At 31.5% G+C, this 22,575-nt stretch carries 22 protein-coding genes; 2 read left to right on the top strand and 20 right to left on the bottom strand.

Annotated features, from left to right (window positions below):
* Positions 1-100: 100 nt before the first annotated feature.
* From BR66_RS0115725 to BR66_RS0115660, 14 genes are all read right to left on the bottom strand, one after another.
* Entirely contained in the window at positions 101-1,408 is a 1,308-nt protein-coding gene (locus BR66_RS0115725) for a PDZ domain-containing protein (protein ID WP_026883743.1), read from the bottom strand.
* 162 nt (positions 1,409-1,570) lie between these two features.
* Positions 1,571-2,782 carry a S41 family peptidase gene (locus tag BR66_RS0115720; protein WP_242841171.1) on the bottom strand — a complete coding sequence of 404 codons (1,212 nt, stop codon included), beginning with the start codon at positions 2,780-2,782 and terminating at the stop codon, positions 1,571-1,573.
* 225 nt (positions 2,783-3,007) lie between these two features.
* Positions 3,008-3,901, bottom strand: a complete 894-nt coding sequence (ftsX, locus tag BR66_RS0115715) for a permease-like cell division protein FtsX (protein ID WP_026883741.1) — start codon at positions 3,899-3,901, stop codon at positions 3,008-3,010.
* Positions 3,891-4,574 carry a cell division ATP-binding protein FtsE gene (ftsE, locus tag BR66_RS0115710; RefSeq protein ID WP_026883740.1) on the bottom strand — a complete coding sequence of 228 codons (684 nt, stop codon included), beginning with the start codon at positions 4,572-4,574 and terminating at the stop codon, positions 3,891-3,893. Before ftsE ends, ftsX begins: the two co-directional genes overlap by 11 nt.
* Positions 4,575-4,818: 244 nt before the next feature.
* The gene (locus BR66_RS0115705; RefSeq protein WP_026883739.1) at positions 4,819-5,670 is read right to left on the bottom strand and encodes a YitT family protein; all 852 of its coding nucleotides are present in this window, start codon (positions 5,668-5,670) and stop codon (positions 4,819-4,821) included.
* An 86-nt stretch (positions 5,671-5,756) separates the two neighbouring features.
* Positions 5,757-6,713: a transketolase family protein gene (locus BR66_RS0115700; RefSeq protein ID WP_026883738.1), complete on the bottom strand. Its 957-nt coding sequence runs from the start codon at positions 6,711-6,713 to the stop codon at positions 5,757-5,759.
* On the bottom strand, positions 6,713-7,591 hold the full coding sequence (locus tag BR66_RS0115695) for a transketolase (RefSeq protein WP_278246821.1): 879 nt from the start codon (positions 7,589-7,591) through the stop codon (positions 6,713-6,715). Before BR66_RS0115695 ends, BR66_RS0115700 begins: the two co-directional genes overlap by 1 nt.
* A 133-nt stretch (positions 7,592-7,724) precedes the next feature.
* Positions 7,725-8,081, bottom strand: a complete 357-nt coding sequence (locus BR66_RS0115690) for a type II toxin-antitoxin system PemK/MazF family toxin (protein WP_026883736.1) — start codon at positions 8,079-8,081, stop codon at positions 7,725-7,727.
* Positions 8,041-8,361 carry a CopG family ribbon-helix-helix protein gene (locus BR66_RS0115685; RefSeq protein WP_026883735.1) on the bottom strand — a complete coding sequence of 107 codons (321 nt, stop codon included), beginning with the start codon at positions 8,359-8,361 and terminating at the stop codon, positions 8,041-8,043. Before BR66_RS0115685 ends, BR66_RS0115690 begins: the two co-directional genes overlap by 41 nt.
* Positions 8,362-8,482: 121 nt before the next feature.
* A complete protein-coding gene (alr, locus tag BR66_RS0115680; RefSeq protein ID WP_026883734.1) occupies positions 8,483-9,643 on the bottom strand; it encodes an alanine racemase in 1,161 nt (386 codons plus the stop codon).
* Between the two features lie 26 nt (positions 9,644-9,669).
* Entirely contained in the window at positions 9,670-10,269 is a 600-nt protein-coding gene (locus BR66_RS0115675) for a germination lipoprotein GerS-related protein (RefSeq protein WP_026883733.1), read from the bottom strand.
* An 84-nt stretch (positions 10,270-10,353) separates the two neighbouring features.
* Positions 10,354-11,877, bottom strand: a complete 1,524-nt coding sequence (locus BR66_RS0115670) for a bifunctional ADP-dependent NAD(P)H-hydrate dehydratase/NAD(P)H-hydrate epimerase (protein ID WP_026883732.1) — start codon at positions 11,875-11,877, stop codon at positions 10,354-10,356.
* Positions 11,878-11,888: 11 nt separating this feature from the next.
* Positions 11,889-12,263: a holo-ACP synthase gene (gene acpS / locus BR66_RS0115665; RefSeq protein WP_026883731.1), complete on the bottom strand. Its 375-nt coding sequence runs from the start codon at positions 12,261-12,263 to the stop codon at positions 11,889-11,891.
* 271 nt (positions 12,264-12,534) lie between these two features.
* Positions 12,535-12,891 (bottom strand): DUF6514 family protein, encoded by a 357-nt coding sequence (locus tag BR66_RS0115660; protein ID WP_026883730.1) that lies wholly within the window; start codon positions 12,889-12,891, stop codon positions 12,535-12,537.
* A gap of 456 nt (positions 12,892-13,347) precedes the next feature.
* Between BR66_RS0115660 and BR66_RS0115655 the strand changes: the two genes are divergently transcribed.
* Complete coding sequence (locus tag BR66_RS0115655) at positions 13,348-13,593, top strand: TM1266 family iron-only hydrogenase system putative regulator (RefSeq protein WP_026883729.1); 246 nt, start codon at positions 13,348-13,350, stop codon at positions 13,591-13,593.
* A 17-nt stretch (positions 13,594-13,610) separates the two neighbouring features.
* Complete coding sequence (gene hydG, locus BR66_RS0115650) at positions 13,611-15,023, top strand: [FeFe] hydrogenase H-cluster radical SAM maturase HydG (protein WP_026883728.1); 1,413 nt, start codon at positions 13,611-13,613, stop codon at positions 15,021-15,023.
* Positions 15,024-15,205: 182 nt separating this feature from the next.
* Here the strand turns inward: hydG and bioB are convergent, their stop codons facing one another.
* The 6 genes from bioB to BR66_RS0115620 all read right to left on the bottom strand — a co-directional run bounded on the left by bioB (position 15,206) and on the right by BR66_RS0115620 (position 22,171).
* Positions 15,206-16,195 carry a biotin synthase BioB gene (bioB, locus tag BR66_RS0115645; RefSeq protein ID WP_026883727.1) on the bottom strand — a complete coding sequence of 330 codons (990 nt, stop codon included), beginning with the start codon at positions 16,193-16,195 and terminating at the stop codon, positions 15,206-15,208.
* 11 nt (positions 16,196-16,206) lie between these two features.
* Entirely contained in the window at positions 16,207-16,788 is a 582-nt protein-coding gene (locus BR66_RS0115640; protein WP_026883726.1) for a biotin transporter BioY, read from the bottom strand.
* 149 nt (positions 16,789-16,937) lie between these two features.
* On the bottom strand, positions 16,938-18,050 hold the full coding sequence (locus tag BR66_RS0115635) for a hypothetical protein (protein WP_026883725.1): 1,113 nt from the start codon (positions 18,048-18,050) through the stop codon (positions 16,938-16,940).
* Positions 18,043-19,107, bottom strand: coding sequence for a DUF58 domain-containing protein (locus tag BR66_RS0115630; protein WP_026883724.1), 1,065 nt, complete (start codon positions 19,105-19,107; stop codon positions 18,043-18,045). Before BR66_RS0115630 ends, BR66_RS0115635 begins: the two co-directional genes overlap by 8 nt.
* Positions 19,108-19,128: 21 nt before the next feature.
* Positions 19,129-20,058, bottom strand: coding sequence for an AAA family ATPase (locus tag BR66_RS24090; RefSeq protein WP_035796454.1), 930 nt, complete (start codon positions 20,056-20,058; stop codon positions 19,129-19,131).
* 46 nt (positions 20,059-20,104) lie between these two features.
* On the bottom strand, positions 20,105-22,171 hold the full coding sequence (locus BR66_RS0115620) for a methyl-accepting chemotaxis protein (protein ID WP_026883723.1): 2,067 nt from the start codon (positions 22,169-22,171) through the stop codon (positions 20,105-20,107).
* Positions 22,172-22,575: the final 404 nt, after the last annotated feature.

Genomic DNA, 22,575 nt, shown 5'->3' with positions numbered 1-22,575 from the left:
TAAAGCTATCCAAAATGATTTTTGGATAGCTTTAATTTATTCATTGATTTTCAACGTTTACCTTGTCACTTGTACCTTGTAACTTGCAACTTGTCACTTGTCACTTGTCACTTTTCCCGTCATCATCATTTTTTTTCTTAGCTTTTTGAAGTACATCTTTAAATTTGTTTTTATCGTACTTTACCACTACACTTTCCTTTGGAATAATTCTAGGTACAAATATTATTCCCAGTCTCTTTGTTGTATTCATCTTATTGTAATCAACCTGAAGTAATTTGCCTTTTACTGTCTTAACTTTTAGCCATATAAAATTAGACATTTCATTTAAAGCTTCTATCATATCCTGCTCATTAAATATCCTTTTATCATTCACTTCTATAAGCAGATCGCCACTTTTAATACCCATCTCATAGGCTGGTGAGGAAGGTGCCACTTCAAGTACCATTAACCCGTCATCTGTACTCACATATTTAGGTTTGCCTTTCAATTCATAATACATTTGCAGTTTAAGCATTACTTCATGAGCTAAAGGTGCAAAAATAGCAACCATAAGTTGTGCAAAAAGGCTTAACCGTGCAAATTGAGCAACTATAAGCAAAATAACACCATAACTTCCTATACAAATTCCTGAGTTAATAGCCTTTTCTCTCTTTGTTTTAGTAAATGTTATTGCACTATACCCAATCATTCCATAAAAGGGTAATAAAGCTATAGCAGTGGTAGCTACTATTTTAAAATAACTACTTTTAACTATTGGCCATAAACTTGGTGTTGCCACATTCAAACTATCAGCCGTAACTGGATTATTTATTAAAAACATAACTGCTATTGGTATTGCCCAATACCTTTTTAATGCAAAACCTCCGATAATTTTATTATCCTTATTAGAGAAAACTGGTATTGCACCTTTATTTCCATCAATAAATACAAGTATTCCTTCTATTATGTGCATTACTGCCACAAGTGACATAACCATAACCACATCTACTTTTAAAAAATCGTACTGTGATAAATTAATATTACTACCTCTTTGAAATATTTGAAAAACTACACTCACTATTGACAGAATTCCTGCTGAATATGAAAAACATATAAATCTGCTTCTGAATAACATTAGAATTACAGATAACATAAAAAGTAGTGATATTGTTATTTGATTATCAAAAATCACTCCTAAATATGAAAGCATAAGACTACCTAATGCGCCTCCCATTATTCCAAGCACAATTTGTGATATTGTAAGTTCCAAAGCTGAGTTCATATATTCCCCAATTACCATTCTCTGCATTGCCACTGTATTTTTATTTCTTAAATACAGTACAAACCCTATAGTAATGAGTATTAAAACATAGGGCATTGTTGTTATAGCTTCTGCAATAGCTCTAAGTGTAAATATTGCCATATTCATTAAAAACTAAATCCCCTCTCAAATAAAGTGAAACTTGCACTGACATGGAGCTTAGTTTTCCCCCATGTCAGCGATAGCTTTGAATAAATCCATTGTCGCATAAGGCGTTAATTCCTTCTTGTATAATGAGGAATCTTACTCCCGGTAGCATATGGATAAAACTTATTTAACTTTTTGACTCACCATATCTAGTGCTTTTTTAAACTGAGGATCAGTATTTCTATCATAAGTCTTATTCAATAAATCCTGTGGATATTTAACTACTACATCAGGATTAAATCCGTTATGTTGTACATTAGTTCCTAGTGGAGTATACCATTTTGCAACTGTTACTTTTAATTGGGTATCATCACCAGTGTTAAGAGTACTTTGAACTATACCTTTTCCGAAAGTTTTTTCTCCTATCAATGTGCCAGCTTTATAATCTCTCAAAGCACCTGATAATATTTCTGATGCACTAGCAGTATTTCCGTTTACCAGAACCATAACTGGCATTCCAATAGCCGATCCACCATCTGATTTGTACACTTCTTTACTGTTGTTTTTATCCACAGTATAGGTAACCGTTTTACCTTTATCAATAAAATTAGAAGCTACACTTACACTGTCTTGAAGAACTCCGCCTCCATTATCTCTAAGGTCTAAAATCAATCCTTTCATGCCTTTTACCTGAAGCTGTGAAAGTTCCTTTTTAAAATTATCTCCTGTATTTTCATCAAACAATGTGATACTTATGTATCCAATTTTATCATTTAACATTTCACCGGTAACTGTACTGTATGAAACTTTTTCTCGAGTAGCCTTTACATCAAAGCTTCCCTTACCCGCTCTATTAAGAGTAATTGTAACGTCAGTACCAGTCTTGCCCTTCATTATGGCTACTGCTTTGTTTAAATCATCACCTGTATAAGCTATGCCGTTAACTTTCTCAATTATGTCTTTTGTTTTTATACCAGCCTTTTCAGCTGGTGAATCTGCAAAGACGCCTTCAACTGTTATCTTTTTATTATCATTAGCTACTTGTATTCCAATTCCTACATAGTCTTGACCTTGAATCTGAGTATTAAATTGTTTGCTTTCACTTTGGTCCATAAATACAGTATATGGATCTTTAAGTGAATCCGTCATTCCTTTTATTGCACCAGAGACTAATACTTTATCATCTATTTTTCCATTATAATATTTTTCCAGCTGATTTTTAACCACAAACATCTTTTGAAACTCCATTACCTCATTATATGAACTCTGACTTAATTCCACGTTACCACCTGGCAGTGACAACGGAACTCTATTCCCTATAATAAAACTCATTGAATTCGTAATTATCAATACAACCACAGCGATAATTATCCACTTTTTCTTGTTTTTCGACAATATCTTCACCTCTTTATAATATGTACTCTTATAGTATTTATGTAAATATACTCAATTATAACACTAGAAATATAAATTTGCAGAATTCTTTTATTAACAAATCATTAACCATTCAAAATGAATCTCTTGTAAATATAAAAAATGCAAGTGGATTTGTGAAACAAATCCACTTGCATTGTAATTCATCCCTATCATCTTCACTTGTCACTTAACTTATAGCTTATGTTAAACAATTAAGAACTTTCTTATAGATAGTATACTACCTAACGCACCAATAAGTATTCCTCCAATAATAAATGCCCATGATAAATTAGTTACAAAATACATAGGATCTACTAGAGTCATCATAGTGGAAACGAAAGAACCAGCTCTATTATATGCTAATGCATAAACATTATAAATAACAATGTCTGCTACTACGGCTCCAAAGAAACCAATTACCATACCTTCTATGATAAACGGCCATCTTATAAACCAATCTGTTGCACCGATATATTTCATTATACCAATTTCTTTACGCCTAGCATAAACTGTAAGTTTTATTGTATTTGATATAAGGAATAATGATACACCAACCAATATAACTAGTAGAACTCCTCCTACCCACTTAACAGTTTTTGTAACAGCTGAAATCTTGCTTACAATATCTCTTCCATCACTAATTTCATATATACCACTTACACCCTTTAAACTGGATTCAACCTTGGTTATATCTTCTGGGCTTTTAACCTTTACGATATATGAGTTAGGTAGTGGATTGTTTTGTTCCATTCCTGAAAGTAATTCTTTGTTTTTTGATCCTAATTGTACTTTCCATTGATTTAATGCTTCCTGCTTAGTTTGAAATGAAATATTAATAACTTCTGGTATATCATTTAACTTGCCTAAAACATTTTTTTGATCATCTATACTTATATTATCATTTAAGAACACCTTAGCTTCTACCTGTGATTCCACATCAGTTATTCCCACTTTTACGTTTAGAAGAATCATTACAAATGCTCCCAAAACAAAAAGTGTAGCCATAACAGTTGCAACTGAAGCTATACTTATTGTTTTGTTTCTTCTAAGACTCTTTAATGCATCCGTTATAAATAGTTGAATAGTACTAAATTTCATCGTATCTACCCCTCTCCTCGTCTCTTGACAATGTTCCATTCTCTATAGCTATAACTCTTTTTTTCATGTTATTAACTATATTTCGAGCATGAGTTGCCATAAGAACTGTTGTCCCAGCACTATTTACATCAGTCATAATTCTCATTATATCATGAGCAGTATCTGGATCTAAGTTTCCAGTAGGCTCGTCTGCTATTAGAATAGTTGGATTATTAACTATTGCTCTAGCTATTGCAACCCTTTGTTGTTCTCCTCCAGAAAGTTGATTTGGAAAAGCATCGTGTTTACCTGACAAACCAACCATAGATAAAACTAGTGGAACTCTCTTTCTTATTTCCCTATGACCTGCCTCAACAATTCTCATTGCAAAAGCCACATTTTCATAAACATTTAAAGTAGGTATCAATCTAAAATCTTGAAATATCATTCCAATCTTTCTTCTATAATAAGGAATTTGTTTTCTTGTAATAGTAGATATATCCGTATCATTAAGTATTATACTCCCTGACGTTGGATCTATTTCCTTCATCAATAACTTTATAAATGTAGATTTTCCAGCACCACTTGGTCCAACAAGGAAGACGAATTCTCCCTTTTCAATTTCAATATTGATGCTTGAAAGCGCCAGAACGTCATTAACATACACTTTGCTTACATTTTTAAATTCGATCATCGCTTTTTTCCCCTTAATAATTTGTCTTTCAAATTTTCTATGCTATACGAAACGATTATAACATATTTTATTGTCAAACAAAATTTTTTTTGTTTTATAAGACTTTATGTAACTAGCTTAATCCACATATACATGATATTACTCTATAATCTTGGTTTTTTCTACAACATATTGTTTCATATTAAGCTAAATTTTTCATAAGATATCTGAAAAAAACAAACTAGTTCTTTCAGATATCTAATACTTATTCTTCACCAACTATATTATTAAATCCTTCACCCAATACTTCACGAGCATCACATACGGTAATAAAAGCTTTGGGATCAACTTCCTTTATGTGCTTTTTTAACTTAATAAACTCATTTGTGCTTAGCACAGTATACAATATGTAAGTATCTTCCCAGGTATAACCACCTTTACCATTAAAGATTGTACATCCTCTCTCTAGTTTTTCTATAATATATTTACTAAATTCCTGATTTTTTTTGCTTATAACCATAACTTGCTTACAAACATTAAAACCTTCTATAACTGAATCTATTATAAACCCATGAAGTATAACAGATAAAAGAGAGTACATTCCAAGTTCAATTCCCATTGTTGCCACTGCAAACAAAGTTATAATAAAATCTACAATAAGAAGCGATTTTCCAATATCTATGTGGAAAAACTTATTAAGTAATTTTGCAAGAATATCCGTACCGCCAGTAGATGCATTTTGATTAAATACAATTCCCATGCCAATTCCACCGATTAAAGTCCCAAATACGGTAGCTAAAAATAGATTATTGGTTACCATACCATTTGGAATAAATTTATCAAGAATCCAAACTGCTCCTGAAAGCCCTAGTCCCGAATATATAGTTTTTACTCCAAACCTCCCACCTATAGATGAAAATGCCACAATAAAAAGTGCACAATTTAATACGAACATAATCATACCAACGGATAGATTTGGTGAAATATCATTTATTATTATGGCTATTCCCATAACTCCGCCAGCTGCTATTTTATCAGCTTCCAAAAAGAACTTCACACTTATAGCCACAATCAAAAAACCTATGGTAATCAATAAATACTCTTTAAACTTTTTCATCATACCCCCCCTTTAAATTAAGTGGCAAGTTACAAGTTTCAATCTACAGACTGAGAATGCTCATAACTTGTCACTTGTCACTTGTATTACTTCAGTTTGTTCACTTTCAACTTAATTCCTTTTCTAACTGCGCTAACTATGTCATCCGCTGTAAGTCCATAGGCTTTAAGTAATTCATCTGCTTTGCCACTTTGGCCAAATAAATCTTTTATTCCAACTCTAATTACTGGTACAGGATAATTTTCACTTGTAACCTCACAAGTCGCGGAGCCAAGCCCACCAATTATGCTGTGTTCTTCTGCTGTTACAATAATTCCTGTTTCCTTTGCAGCTTTAATAATTATTTCACTATCAATTGGCTTTATAGTATGGATATTAACCACTCTAACATTTATGCCTTCACTTTTAAGTATTTCATATGCTTCTATTGCTGCATCCACCATAATTCCCGTGGCAATAATTGTTGCATCAATTCCAGATTTAAGCTCAACGCCCTTACCAATTTGAAATTTATATTCAGGATTATCATTTATTATATTAACTCCTGCTCTTCCTAGTCTTACATAACATGGTCCATTATATTCAGCTATTGCCATAATTGTTGCCTCTGTCTCAATAGCATCACTAGGGCATATTACTGTCATATTAGGTATACTCCTCATAAGGGATATATCAGCTATTGATTGATGTGAAGCTCCATCCTCGCCAACTGTAAGCCCAGCATGAGTGGCACATATTTTTACATTAAGTCTTGGGTAACAAATTGAATTTCTAATCTGCTCATAAGCTCTTCCTGCTGCAAAAATCGCAAAGGTACTTGCAAAGGGAATTTTCCCACAACTAGCCATACCTGCAGCCACTGCCATCATATTACCTTCAGCTATTCCCATATTTATAAATCTTTCTGGGCACACACTTCTAAAATCTGCAGTTTTTGTAGACTTTGAAAGATCTGCATCCAAAACAACTATATCTTTGTTTTTGAGTCCTATTTCAGCTAATGCCTTACCATAAGCTTCTCTAGTTGCAACTTTTTTTTCCATTATTTTTCGCCCCCAATAATTTCCTTCAATGCCACATCACGCTGCTGTTTACTTGGGGCAGTTCCATGCCAACTAGCTACATTTTCCATAAAACTAACACCTTTTCCTTTAGTAGTTTTACAAACTATCATAGTAGGCTTTCCTTTAGTGTTTTTTGCTTCTTCTATAGCTGCTATTATTTGACTATAATCATGTCCATCAATGTCAATTACATGCCAATTAAAAGCTCTGAATTTATTACTAATTGGTTCAGGTGACATTACATCTGAGCATTTACCATCTATTTGTAAACCATTATTATCAACAAAAGCTGTTAAATTATCCAGGTTATATTGAGCTGCTGCCATGGATGCTTCCCAAACTTCGCCCTCTTCAAGTTCCCCATCACCTAGTATTGAATATACCCTATAGTCCTTACTGTCAATTTTACTAGCAAGTGCCATACCAACGGATGCCGATATTCCCTGGCCTAATGAACCTGTGGACATATCAACGCCAGGAACAGTATTCATATTTGGATGTCCTTGAAGTATTGACCCAAATTTTCTTAGGCTAATTAATTCTGCTGTAGAAAAATACCCTCTTTCAGCCAGTACACTATATAATGCAGGCGCGGCGTGACCTTTTGAAAGTACAAATCTATCTCTATTATCGTCATGAGGATTCTCTGGGTTTATGTTCATTTCTTTAAAATATAGTGTAGTTAGTAGCTCAACTATAGATAATGAACCTCCTGGATGACCTGAAGCTGATTCTGTAAGCATTGTTACAATATGTTTTCTAACATTTTTAGCGATTTCTTCTAGTTTTGTAAAATCATTTTGCATGTTATTTACCTCCTGTTTTACATTATATACAGTTAATTCTTTATATAGTATATCACATTAGCTCAATATTGCTACATATTTAAGTGCTAGAATAAACTGCCCTCACCTTTATGCTGCATAGTTTATTTCAAATACCTTATTCAAAAAAGCATCCTAGTTATATCCTAGAATGCTATTGGTTATTTTAGCTATTTTTTAATGCCATACTCACAAGCAAAGATGTTTGGACTTTATCCATATCATTATCAGTCATGTGGCCTATTTTTTCTTTAAGCCGTTTTTTATCAAGAGTTCTTATCTGTTCTAGTAAAACCACCGAATCCTTGTTTAAACCATATTCTTCTGAAGAAATTTCAACATGAGTTGGTAGTTTTGCCTTATTTATCTGCGAGGTAATTGCAGCCACAATTACTGTTGGGCTATATTTGTTCCCTATATCATTTTGAATTATAATAACAGGTCTTATTCCTCCCTGTTCTGATCCAACAACGGGACTCAAATCAGCATAGAATATATCTCCTCGTTTCACTACCATGGTCATCAGGCAAATCACTCTCCGAAAGCTTAACTTCATATTCTTTCAATTCACATATATCAGTACATAATCCCATTTCACACAACTCAAGGTTCAAGTCCGCCATTTCCATATAACCGTTTTTCATCTTCTCCACTAAATGAAGTTTTTTCTGTTCTTCTATATATAATATTATAGCTTCACGAATAAATTCACTTCTTTTTTTACAATCTTGTTTTAGTGCTTCATCAAATTCAGAACATAGTGTATCTGAAAGGCTTACAACTAATTTCTTTGATTCTGACATAGAACGATCAATACCTCCTATTAAAAAAAAACGAAAATATGTATACTATGATTATAATTCAAAAATTGTCAATATGTCAAAGGATTTGCCTTTTTTTTCATAGGTTTTATCATGGTATCTATTATATGTAATTCCTTATTTTTATAACCTTGTTATTTTTTATATACACTCTTGGAACTCTTTTACTTATCATACATATTATTTCATAATTAATAGTGCCTAATATTTCTGCCATATCATCTGCATTAAACTTGCAGTTTTCTGATTGCCCCATTAGTATAACCTCGTCTCCAACCTTAACATCCTTAATATCAGTTATATCTATCATACATTGGTCCATACATATCCGTCCTACCACAGGAGCAAATTTATCTTTTATAATTACTTTTGCTTTTGAATTCAATAGCCTAGAGTAGCCATCAGCGTAACCAACAGGTATAGTTGCTATAACACTATCTCTTTGGCATTGAAATGTCCTTCCGTAACTTATATAATTACCTTTTTTAAGTTTTTTTACGTGTATAACATTAGTTTTAAGTGTCATTACAGGTTTAAGCTTCAAGTTATCCTTTTTAACTTCTTCAGAGGGATAATATCCATAAAGTATTATCCCTGGTCGTACTGCTTGAAAATTTGTGTTTGGTAAATCCATAATTGCTGCACTATTAGCTATATGTTTTACTCTTATTGAAATACCTTTATCCTCTAGCCTTTGTAAAAACCACTTATACTTTTCCAACTGTATATTGGAATACTCTTTATCCCTCTCGTCAGAAGTAGCAAAATGTGAAAACAATCCTTCTATTACTATATTGGGTAATTTGCTTATTTTATATACATCTTCTACACTTTCTTCATTAGGTAAAAACCCGATTCTGCCCATACCAGTATCAACTGCAATATGTACCTTTACATCTATATGATCTTTTTCTGCCAGTTTGGAAAGTTCCTTAACATATTCATAAGAAAAAACCGTTGGTTCTATACCATATTTAAAAATATCTTCAGTCAAAATCATTGGCGTATAACCTAAAATCATAATGGGTACAGAAATACCAGCACTTCTTAGTTCAACTGCCTCACTTATTACAGCCACTGCTAGTCTAGTAACTCCATTTTCAAGTAGCGTAGGAACTATATCTACAGCTCCGTGCCCATATGCGTCAGCTTTTACAACCCCAATCATCTCGGCGTCTTTAGTACACTTTTTTATTCCCATTAAATTAAATGACAAATTATCAAGATCAACTTCTGCAAAAACAGGCCTAACATGTTTAAACAAATCTACCACACTCCTAACTTCACTCTTTAGTTTATATTGAAAAGATTCTTATCAATAGTCTCATTCTTGAAATTTTTGTATTTTATTATTATCTTTTCATTTCCCTTAGCATCATATATTACCAATGCTCTTGGCAATTTTTCTTTTTGGTTAACATATAATACTAGACGATTTATATTCCTGTTATTTTCAGCCATTGATGTGGTTATAAGTTCATATTTATCCCCATCTATTTCTTTAAATTCATAATTTGTCTTGCCATTTGTATTTAATAATTTTATGAACTCATTGAAAAAGCTAATCTTATAAACATCGCCTGAACTCTTTACTGTTGTATACTTTTGTCCACCTATTAAATCTGAAACATAAATTTTATCATCAGTATATATGAAAACTCTTTCCTTATTTAGCTCAAGCCTCGATCCTAAATCTTGTACATAAAATTGTTTTCCAGCATAATTCAGTTTTTGTTTGTCATTTTGAATGGTCATATCCATATCAGTGCTATAGCTTTTTATATTTTTTAAATAAGGAGTTAAATCCTTATCGGTCTCCTTCTGATAGGTGCATCCAGAAATAAAGACCAATAAAACAGATGTTATTAAAACAAGAAAAAATTTTTTCAAAATTCCTCCATGAAAAGATTGTTTCCATTATTAATACTATATAATTTAGCAATTTATGAGTAGTACCACACTATTAAAAATATTTTAATGGTGTGGTTCCAGTTTTTTGTCACTTGTCACTTCATGAATAGTATATGGTATTTCCCTCAAAAGTTCTGTAGCACTAACACTAAACATATTTTTTGAAAGTGTCTCCCCTGAAAGTCCATGAATATAAGCCCCAGCTGCAGCTGCTACAAGAGGGGATAATCCCTGTGCAATAAATCCAGCTATGATTCCAGTAAGACAATCTCCCATTCCCCCTGATGCCATAGCACTGTTACCAGTTGGGTTTATATAGGTTGTTATTCCATCAGTTATTACTGTATTATAACCTTTGAGAAGTACTATTATCTCATGTTCTTTTGCAAAATTTTGCGCAGTACTTATTCTGTTCTCCTTAATAAAATCTATGGTGAGACCTGTAAGTCTAGACATTTCACCAAGGTGTGGTGTTATAACTATCCCTCTATTTTCACAATTAAACATATTAAGTTTGCCACTGAAAACATTTAAGCCATCTGCATCCAAAACAATTGGACACTTAGCATTTTTTAAAACATAAATAACAGTATTAAATGTATTTTCAGTATTGCCCATGCCTGGTCCTAGGGCAATAGCCTTAGACTTTTCCATAAGTTTTTGAATTCTGTCACTATCCTCAAATGAAACCGTCATAACTTCTGTAAGTTTCTCCCTCAAAATGTTCAGTATATCTTTTGATGAACACAAAGTTACAAGTCCGGCTCCAGATCTTGCGGCACCCATGGAACAAATATATGCTGCACCCACATATTCATTGGAACCTGCAAAAACCAAAACCGATCCATAATCACCCTTGTGAGAATATTTATCTCTAGTAGCTATATTATCCTGTACAAAATTTCTATCAATTATGAATTCACTTTCGCAAAATCTCTCAGCTGCTTCTTCTGGTATACCTATATTTTCTACAATAACATCCCCAAGATAATCGCTAGCACCATAGGTAAGAAAACCTTTTTTATAAAGCTGAAAGGTAACTGTTTTATTACTTACAATACAGCTACCAAGTTTTTTCCCAGTATTACTATCAAGTCCTGATGGAACATCTATAGATAAAATGTACTTTGAGTTTTCGTTTATAACAGATATCACCATTTCATAAATACCAGTTACGTTTCTTTTTATTCCTGTACCTAAAATCCCATCAATTACTACATCAGCCATCATAACTTCAAATTTCAAAGTTTCTATATCCTCTGAAGAAATTATACTGTGAATGCTAACACCCATGTTTTTTAAAATTTCATAATTTATCCTACAGCTTTCACTGATTTTTTCTAAGCTGCCAATAAAAAATACCCTTACACTTTTATTCAATATAAAAAGATGGCGTGCAATCGCAAAGCCATCTCCTCCGTTATTTCCTGTACCACATACTAAAACGAAAAAATTGTCGTTTTTTAAACTTAAATTGTTTAAAACCTTCAAAGCTGCATTCTCCATTAAAACAAGTTCAGATATTCCAATTTTTGAAATACAATAGTCATCAATTTTTTTCATAGCCTCACTGCATGCAAATCTCATATTGTGCCTCCTTACTTTATCTCTAAAATAGCATATGCCATTGCATTTTCTCTGCTGTGGGAAATACTTAAATGTATTTTATATTCACCAAATTTTTGTGCTATCTGCTTAGCTTTGCCCTTTAATATTACAACTGGTTTTCCGTTAGCATTTCTATCAATTTCTATGTCTTTCATACTATACTGAAAAATTCCTGTACCAAGAGCCTTGGAAATGGCCTCTTTAGCTGCAAATCTTCCTGCCAAATACTCTGGTCTGAAATTCCTGCTTTTAAAATATTCAATTTCATTTTCAGTATATATTTTATCTATGAACAAATTATTTTTCTCAATAGCATCCTTAATCCTACTTATTTCTATAATATCTACTCCTACTCCTACTATCAACTCACACCTCCATTAAAACTTTATTCCATTGTTTACTAAACAATATAAGAAATTAATGATCATTCACTGAAGATACTTAATCTAAGCATATTATAATATATATTTAGTCATATATGTAGTTAACAGAGAAATTTTTAACTAAATGTTTTCAATTCTCCTAATCAGTATTTTAGGCATGTGAAATAAAATTAAAAGGGAAATGTAAGTTAATTTGTCTTAACAAATACACCTGCATTTCCAAACATTTTAAGTAATCATGAAACCCTTTAACTTATAACTTGTAACTTGCCTCTTGTAACTTGTCACTTGAAAAGTCACTAATGTACTGATCAACATACTCACCCAAAACCTCCACGCAGTTAATTGGTGATACTACATTGTCATACAAAAGTTTTGCTAATGATTGTACCTTATGTATTTGTGGGCTTACGTTTTTAATTATATCCCTTTCAAGGTTAAAAACTTTGCCACCCTGTAAATCTTTACGTTCTACTTCAATGCCATAGGATTGTATTCCCTCTTCACCATAGTTATTACTTTTGAAAGAAGATCTAATTACCCTGTACTCATATCTTCTCTCTACATCATCGTCTTTTAATGATTTACTTAGCGTATCCATTATATACATTGGAAATCCCCCCCACACTTAATGAAATAATATTACCACTTAGTAAAAAAAAAATATGTCACTTGGTGTTTTTTGATAAATTTAATTATCCTTTTAAACTGACAATAAATTTTTAATTGTCCCAGTTAAGTTATTTTTACTAAAATAACTTTAATATTATAATATATTTTAGTATGTTTTTTTGTCACTTATTACATTTTTTTGTATTACTCTTTTTGATTATTTTAAAATTTATGCATATATTCACTTGAAATAATCAAGTTTTTATGAGAAAATCAAGTTGCATCTGAATTATGAGAGTATTTCTTTTAATTTGGTATTTTAACATGTTTTCTAATTGCAAAGTAATTCTGAGCAAAAGGAAGGGTAACTAATAAACATACTACCTTCCTAATTAATTTGGGAAGTTTTTTTATTTTGATAACAGATGTTAAGCATCTTGTAGAGGTGAGATTTATGGAAAAAAGATTAGGTGTGGTTGGAATTATTGTTGAAAATACAGAACACGCTCAGGAAATAAATGAAATACTTCATGGTTTTAGTGATATAATCGTTGGTCGCATGGGAATACCTTACAAGGAAAGAGGATTATCCGTCATCTCTCTAATTGTAGATGGATCAATGGACAAAATCAGTTCAATGACGGGAAAACTTGGAAAAATAAGCAGTATAAGCGTTAAATCTGCAATTTCTAAGAAATAAAAGTTGGAGGTCACATAATGGAAAATCAAAAAGCAGACTACATTAAGGATGAGGACATAAGAAATTATCTTGCAAAAGGCGTCACCACTTCAACAGATACTAAATACGTTGAGAGCTTAATACAAAAAGCTTCTGAATGTGAAGGATTAAGCATTGATGAGGTTGCTACTCTTTTACATGTGGAAGATGAAACTTTACTAGATAAAATGTACAAGGCTGCCGTAAAAATAAAACAAGAGATATACGGAAATAGAATTGTAATGTTTGCACCACTTTACTTAAGTAGTTATTGTGTTAATGGATGTGTTTATTGCGGATATAAATGTACCAATAAGGATGAAAGAAAAAAACTTACCAAAGAAGAACTTATTACTGAAGTTGAATTAATAGAGGATCTTGGACATAAAAGAGTAGTACTTGAAGCTGGAGAAGACGATGTTAATTGCCCTATAGAATATATAACAGATTGCATGGATACTATCTATAGCGTTAAAAAAGATAATGGAGCAATAAGAAGAATAAATGTAAATATTGCTGCAACTACAGTTGAAAATTATAAGAAACTAAAAAAGGCTGGAATTGGAACATATACTCTTTTCCAAGAAACTTACCATAGAGAAACTTATGCAAGACTCCACCCAACAGGGCCAAAACATAATTATGACTATCATACAACTGCCATGGATAGAGCTATAGAAGGCGGAATAGATGATGTTGGTATAGGTGTATTATTTGGTTTATATGATTATAAATATGAAGTAATAGGTCTATTCCTTGAATCAAAACATCTTGAAGAAAAATTCAACGGGGTAGGACCACATACAATTTCTGCTCCTAGACTAAGACCTGCTGCAGGAGTTGACCGTAATAATTTTCCTTACCTAGTTGATGATAAGGACTTCAAAAAATTAGTTGCCATTATAAGACTTGCAGTCCCTTATACCGGAATGATTTTATCCACAAGGGAAGAACCAAATTTTAGAGAAGAAGTTATATCTGTTGGTATTTCACAAGTAAGTGCAGGATCAACTACAGATGTTGGTGGATATAAAGAAAGCCATGACAATAAAGGCAAACAAATGTCTGCACAATTTTCTGTAAATGACAGTAGAACCCCTATGGAGATTTTAACTAGTCTTTGTGAACAAGGTTATATACCAAGCTATTGTACTGCTTGCTATAGACAAGGCAGAACAGGCGAAAGATTTATGGCTCTTGCTAAAAGTGGAAACATCCATAACTGTTGTCTTCCAAATGCTATAATGACCTTTAAAGAATTTCTTATAGATTATGCAGATGATAATTTAAAAGAAATTGGACAAAAAACTATAGAGAAAAACTTAAAGGACATTACTAAAGACAAGGCAAGAGAAGAAACTATAGCAAGACTTAAAAGGATTGAAGCTGGGGAAAGAGATTTATTCTTTTAAAGCAGTTCCCTTTTCAAGTGACAAGTTAAAAAACAGAATGCAAGAGATAAATTATAAGATATGGAAAGATAAAAAACGCAAGACACAAATTTGTCATTTAAACGAGAGACATGTAGGTAGATTTGTTGAACAAATCTACCTACATGTCCTTTGTTTTTTAGTTCTTGCATAATAGAGATTTATCAACTATATTCTAAATTCAAGTCATCCATCATTTTAATATCCTTAGCAACTTCTTGTCCACCTGTAGTAAGATAGTTTCCAATAAGCATACCATTGAGTCCAGAAATAAATCCTAGGCATTGAAGATTTCCAAGATTCTCTTCTCTTCCACCTGCGTATCTTATATTTTTATCAGGTAAAATAAATCTTAAAATCGCAAAACTCTTAACTATTTCCATAGGTGAAAGCCTAGATTGATTTTCCATTTTTGTACCTAGAATTGGATTCAGTATATTTACTGGCACTGCATCCACTTCTAATTTCTTAAGTAAAAACCCATGTTCTATACGCTGCTCCATAGATTCACCCATACCAATAATCATTCCTGAACATACTTCCATACCAGAACTTTTTACATTTTTTATTGTTTGAATTCTTTCATCATACCCATGAGTAGAAACAACATTCGAATAATAACTCCTTGCTGTTTCAAGATTATGATTATATCTCTCCACACCTACATCTTTTAAAGCATCCGTGGATTTTTTATTAAGTGTTCCCAAACAGGCACAAAGCTTTAGATTTGTACTCTTTTTCATTCTTTTAAACGCACTTAATATTATTCTAAAATCCTCTTCTTCTCCTGTATATCCAAGTCCACTTGTTGCAATATCACAATGCATTGCACCTGCTTTTTCACGCTCAATTGCCATCTCCACTATTTTATCTTCATTTAATATAGAATAATTTTTTACATTTGTATTATGATATGCAGATTGAGCGCAAAATGCACAATCCTCAGAACAGTTTCCTGATTTTGCATTTATTACTGAACATAGGTCTACATGATTTCCATTAAATTTTTCTCTTATTTTATTTGCAAAACTACACAATAAAATTATGTCGCTGCCTTCTGCTTTTCCTAATTTTATTGTCTCTTCATATGTAATATTTCCACCCTTTAGTATTCTCTTTCCTATTGATACTATGCCTTCCCATAATTCTTCCAAAATGATACCCCCTATATTTTTTTATACGATTTTTTTATGCCATCTTTTTTATATGATTTATTTAATTTGGGTATTATTTTTGATCCTAATTCAGCCGTAATAACACACTTTATAAAATCTCCAGGAATAAAAACTAAAATTCCTACTTCAACAGACTTTAATAATGTTATTTTTATATTTGTTACGTAATTTAATATTATATACATATATGTTGTTCCAATTAGATAAGTTACTAATAGTCCCAAAATTGAAGCAATTAGAATTCTAGAAAATGATGGTTTAGCATTGTATACAATCTTGCCAATTATGTATGGTGCAACAATAAATCCTAAAAGATAACCAAAAGTTGGAGTTAATATATAAGATAATCCCCCTCCAGAAGTAAATACTGGCAAACCAATAAGTCCTAAAATTACATAAATCAATTGCGACATCGCGCCTAATATAGGCCCTAATAGTACCCCCGAAAGAGCTGTAAATAAATATTGAAGTGTAATTGGTACAAATCCAATGGGAATTTTCATAAAAGCACCTATTATTGTAAGTGCACTAAAAAGTGGTACTAATATAATTTCTCTTGTTTTAAATTTCATATAATCCTCCTATATTTTATTGTTAACCATATTTATTTTATAGGTTGACAATAAAATTATAGAATTAATTTTCATTGCTGTCAACTTAATATTCTACGATGTTGCATTCACTATCTCTTCTTTTGTGGAATTAAAAAATATCAAAGTTTTTATTTACTACTTGAAAAGCTTTTCTTAACTTTGTAATATTCCCTTTCAATAGCTTTAAAATCTATTTCATCTGATTCAACGTTTGAAAATTTTGTTTTATTATAGATTTCACTTATATGATCTAATTCATTTACTAAATGAGATTTTTCTTTTGCAGCCCTTGATAGCTCTGTAGCTGTATGATGAAATTTGAAAATCCCCTTTTTATTAGTAAGCTTCTCAAATTTTAAATAGATTATCTTTATCTTTTCATTAGGGGATAGCCCTTTCATAAACACATTTATTTTTTCTTTTTTCTTGTGATCATATATAATATTTTCAACTTCAATAATCCCATCTTGATTGTTGTATATTATTTTCTTTTTATTATCCTTTAAAAACCTTATAATTATAAAATATATTATGATAACTATTAATAGTGCAAGTACAATCTTAATAACAAAATCCACATATATTGATCCAGTTTGATGATTTTTTGTAATATTAGTTTTACTGTGTGCATCTCCTATTAAATGGCTGAGCATATCACTTTGTTTAATTTGAGGAATTTTAATCTTATTAAAAAGTGCTCCCAAAATAGAAATAATCACATAAATTATTTTCGGAGTAACCGTATCAAATATATAATTTAAAAATTTCAACAAAATATAGAATGCCCTAAGTACTTCCCTTAAAACCCCATCCACACTCAAAAACAATATAAATATGGCGATAAAAACACTATTCCTCATAGACTTTTTATTATTCAAATTTGATAAAAGATCTCTTGTATTTCTTAGTAGTAGTACAGAAAAAATTATAAACCCCATATAAAATTTAAAGATCTGGTTACTAAAACTTAAATCACTGAAAAATAAAACCATAATAGATACAGCTAAAATCAATAACATATTTCTCACTTCACACCTAAATGAATCATAGTCTATACTTAAATATTTAAAATGTTTTAAAACAATAAGACCTAGTATCACCACAATTCCTATGTAAAACAAAATCGTAAAGTTAACAAATAAAATATGAGTGAGTATGCTCCAAATTATAAATGCAAAATTAAATATACACAGGTCATACAAAACTTTTATTTCTATAATATACGCTTTTTTACTATTCATAATAAATACCCTCGTCTTCGCTCACATAAATAATTTTCACATTTATTCCATACTTTTTCATAACTGAAATTTGTTCTTTAATTTCCTCATCCATGTAACTTGTAATTATCACATAAACAGTATTTCTATTAAAAATTATATTTGAAGTTTTCAAATAATCTTTAAGACTAACTTTTGTATCATAGCCAACTCTTGCACAAGTTTCTGCGATAAGAAGAAAAGATTTTAAAGATGACTTAATTCCCTTGAATTTTTTTGAAGAAGCACCTGACAACATTGCATTTGTATAAAATCCTGTTTCAACTCCAATTTTGATTGAATTTTTGGCAATTGCCATGGTAAGCTCTATGGATTTCTCAATTAAACTAGGTTTAATATACTTCCAATATGGCTCACCACCCTGTACATTTAAAATTACATCCAATTTTTTATTAGAAGTACTATCAAATTCATTTACCATTAACTTCATCATTCGTGAACTTGCCTTCCAATTTATATCCTTCATTCTATCACTTTGAGAATAATCTCTAATCCCTTTAATATATAAATTGTCCTCAGCTAGCCATCTTCTTATTATCCTATCACCTGAGTTACCAATATTGTTAACTTTAAAGCTTTTAATGGGAGGCGATTTTGGATAAACAATTATTTCATTATAACTGTTGAATTTTTTAGTATCCAAAGAAAAACCAAACATATCTCCAAGTGAAACTTCCATATCTTCTAATACATATACTCCTCTTTTGGTAATTTTAGCTTTAACACTTCTTTTAATTCTCTGATTTTTGCCTATTTTAAAATTATATAAATCTTCTCCACCCTGAGCACTACTTAAAATAACATTATTAGGCATACTCTGTTTTAAATTCAAATAAAATATAGGTAGCATTTTTTTATTCTCAATAATAGTGCTAATTGTAAATACCTCATCTACATTTAGCTTATATTTATCAACATTTCTTATAACTGTGAGCCTTTGAAAACCTCTTTTTCTAGTAACATCAGCTAATACAAATAGTATAGCCCCAATAAAAATAAAAATTAAATACTTTAGCATAGCTTCATGCCTCCCAGTAAATCATAATTCTTCATGAGGTGTCTCTACTAAATTTACAATCTTATCAATAAAAGAATTATCTTCATCATTTAAAATAATTCTATGTAAAAGCACCTCACTGCTCATCTCCTTAACATCTTCTGGAATAACAAAATCTCGTCCACAAATGGATGCAAAAGCCTGACTAGCCTTCATAAGTGCCAAACTTCCCCTAGGACTTGCTCCCACTAATGCTAAGTCTGAATTTCTAGTAGCTTGAACAATTTTCACAATATAATCCTTAATATATTCACTAACATAAACAGAAGTATAATTGTTTTGAACATAATCAATTTCCTCAAGACTTACCACAGCCTTTAAATCCGAAATAGGATCTTCACTAAGAAATCTGTCTAAAATTTGTTTTTCCTCAATTTGAGTAGGATATCCTAATGAAATCCTAACAAAGAATCTATCTAGCTGTGCTTCTGGTAGTGGGAACGTTCCAAATTGTTCCACAGGATTTTGAGTTGCAATAACAAAAAAAGGGGAATTAAGTTTTATTGTATTTCCCTCAACGGTGACCTGACCTTCACCTAAAGCTTCAAGTAATGCTGATTGTGTTCTAGGTGTGGCTCTATTTAGCTCATCTGCTAAAACAAACTGACTTAATATTGGTCCACCTCTAAACTGAAATTCACTGGTCTTTTGGTTGTAGAAGTACAATCCAGTGATATCTGAAGGCATCATATCCGGAGTAAACTGTATCCTTTTAAAACTGCAATTTAAAGATTTAGCCATAGACTTTGCAAGCTGTGTCTTACCAAGCCCAGGTAAATCTTCTAAAAGTACATGCCCTTTACAAATAAAAGCAACAATTATTTTATCAATAACTTTTTCCTTACCTACAATAACCTTACTAATATTATCATTTACTTTTTTCCTAAAATCCACAAATGCCTGAACTTCCACTATTTTTCCCCCTAATTCTTTTAACTTGCCCCTTGTAACTTGTAACTTATAACTTATCTTGTGTTACCTTAAAATTATTTACTAAATCAAATAAACTCTGTGCCATGTCGGCTTGTGACTGTGCCATTATTGCAACTTCTTCCATTGCCAATGTGGATTCTTCTACGCTAGCAATTATTTCACTTGAACTACTTGCTGCAATTGTTGTTGATTCCGATGTATTTTGTATTGAAATACCCACTTGGTTTACAGCTAGGTTTATACTATCTGCCATAGACGATATTTTCTCATACATATCGGTAATTTTCGTAGAATCCATTTCGTATTGTTCCCCAGTTTTGCCCAAAGCTTCGTAATCAAGTTTAACTATCTCATCAATGTACCTAAGTATTTCCCCTGAATTCTCAGACAAATTTTCAAAAGCATTTTTAACTTTAATAATTGTGCTCTGTATGCTAGTTGCCATTTCAGTTGATTTCTCTGCAAGTTTTTTAACTTCTTCTGCAACAACTGAAAATCCCTTCCCTTGTTCTCCAGCTCTAGCTGCCTCAATAGCAGCATTTAAAGCAAGTAAATTGGTCTGTTCTGATATTCCTGCAATTACATTTGCCATATCGCTAATTTCATTAACAACTTTTCCTTGCTCCATAGCATTAATTATCTTTTCATATTTTTCATTGTATAACAAAGCACTGTTTGCTATTTTTTCTTTACTTTCAGTCTTAACTTTAGTTGCATGAGTCTTAATAAGAATGGATAAGTCTTTTCCCTTATTAGTCTCATTTGCAAGATCATTTATTGTTGCGTTCACTTGTTTTGCCGAAGCACTAACAGCTTCTGTAGCTGTACCTAAATTGTCTATCTCCTTATTTATCTCTTTAACCGAACTATCTATAATCTCATATTTTGCTGATAATTCCTCTGCTGTGGCTGAAAGTTCTTCGCTGGAGGAGCTCATATTACCAGTGTTTTCTAGCACAGACTTTATTATTTTCTCCATACTTGCTGCCATATTATTTAAATGACCACTCATCTGGCCTATTTCATCTTCCGATTTTATATCTAACCGTTTTGTTAAATCGCCTTCTGCAACAGCCTTTGCAAAACTATTTACTTTATTTAAGTTTTTAACAAGGTATCTTGAAAAAAGAGATATTAATAAAATACATAAAACTATTGCTATTATTGCTGTAAATAACAACCTTGTAAATAAAGCAGTTGTAGGATCATTCAATTCACTTTCAGATATAGTAAGTCCAACAATCCACCCTGTTTCAGGTACTACTCCATAGTAAATCTTATTTGCACCCTTATTGTCAGTATAAGAAGTACTTCCATTTTTAGATGAAAGCATTAGCTTCCCTGCCTTTGCAAAGCTGCTGTTTGAATCGTTTGATATTTTCGCTTTCATTATCTTGGTTGAATCTTGACCCGCGATAAAGGTTCCATGGTTATCAATTAGAAAAGCATTTCCAGTGCTTCCCACCTTAATATTCTTCATGTCTTTTTGTAATGTTGACAGATCTATATCTGCAGTTGCTACCCCTAAAAAGTTTTTATTACCATCATAAAAAGGTGCTGTAGCTGTGACCATTGAAATCTTAGTAACATCATCCATATAGGCATCACTCCAGGCAACTTCAGCACCAGTGATTTTACCAATTTTGTACCAATCATTTTTAGTGTAATCATAACTATCATTGTTATAATCATCCAAATATACCACTTTACCCTCTTCCCTACAAGCATAAGGAGCAAAGTTTTTGAGTCTTGGATCATATTTATTTGGTTCATACCAAACCCCAGTACCAAAGGTTTCAGTATTTGTACCTGTAAACTTAATCACAAGATTTTCATATTGATTTTTGTTTAATGTATTCCCAGAAACCTCCGCAGTCTTTGCTAGACCCTCTGCTACCTTAGCATGTCTGTTTAATCTATTTTCTATATCAGAAATCTCCAGTTTAAGCTGTTTGTCCATTTTTTGTGTTGTATCCAAATTTATTTGATTTTTACTATAAGAATAACTTATTAATGTAAGAACAACCATTGCAATTATAAATATTGGTATAAGTGCCATTAATATTTTAGCCCTAAGACTTTTTATTTTCATTTATTTTCCTCCTAAGTTTGCTTTATGGGTAATATATATAATATACCATAATTTTGTACTATTGTTACAGTTTCTTTAATAATTATGCGTAATTATTGATAATTTAATAATTATATTATGAAAACGATTAAAAAGCCGAACTATAATTGGTCTATTATGGTCTATTATGGTGTTTTTTTTAGTTAAATATTGTATAATGTATTAGAATATACTATTATTATGGAGGAATTTTAATGAAAATAAAGAAATTATTATCTCTAACACTTGCAACCTTACTCAGTGCATCAATTTTAGGATTAATGAATGGACAAACTGTAAAAGCAGACACGCCTGCATCAACTACGGAAGTAGGAGTCACCTATGACAGTCATGTAGAAAACATTGGATGGCAACCATGGGTTAGC

The sequence above is a fragment of the Clostridium akagii DSM 12554 genome (assembly GCF_000686725.1).
In the GTDB taxonomy this organism is placed as follows: Bacteria; Bacillota; Clostridia; order Clostridiales; family Clostridiaceae; genus Clostridium_I; species Clostridium_I akagii.
The sequence above is the reverse complement of the archived record's forward strand: the minus strand, read 5'-3'. Positions and strand labels throughout refer to the sequence as shown.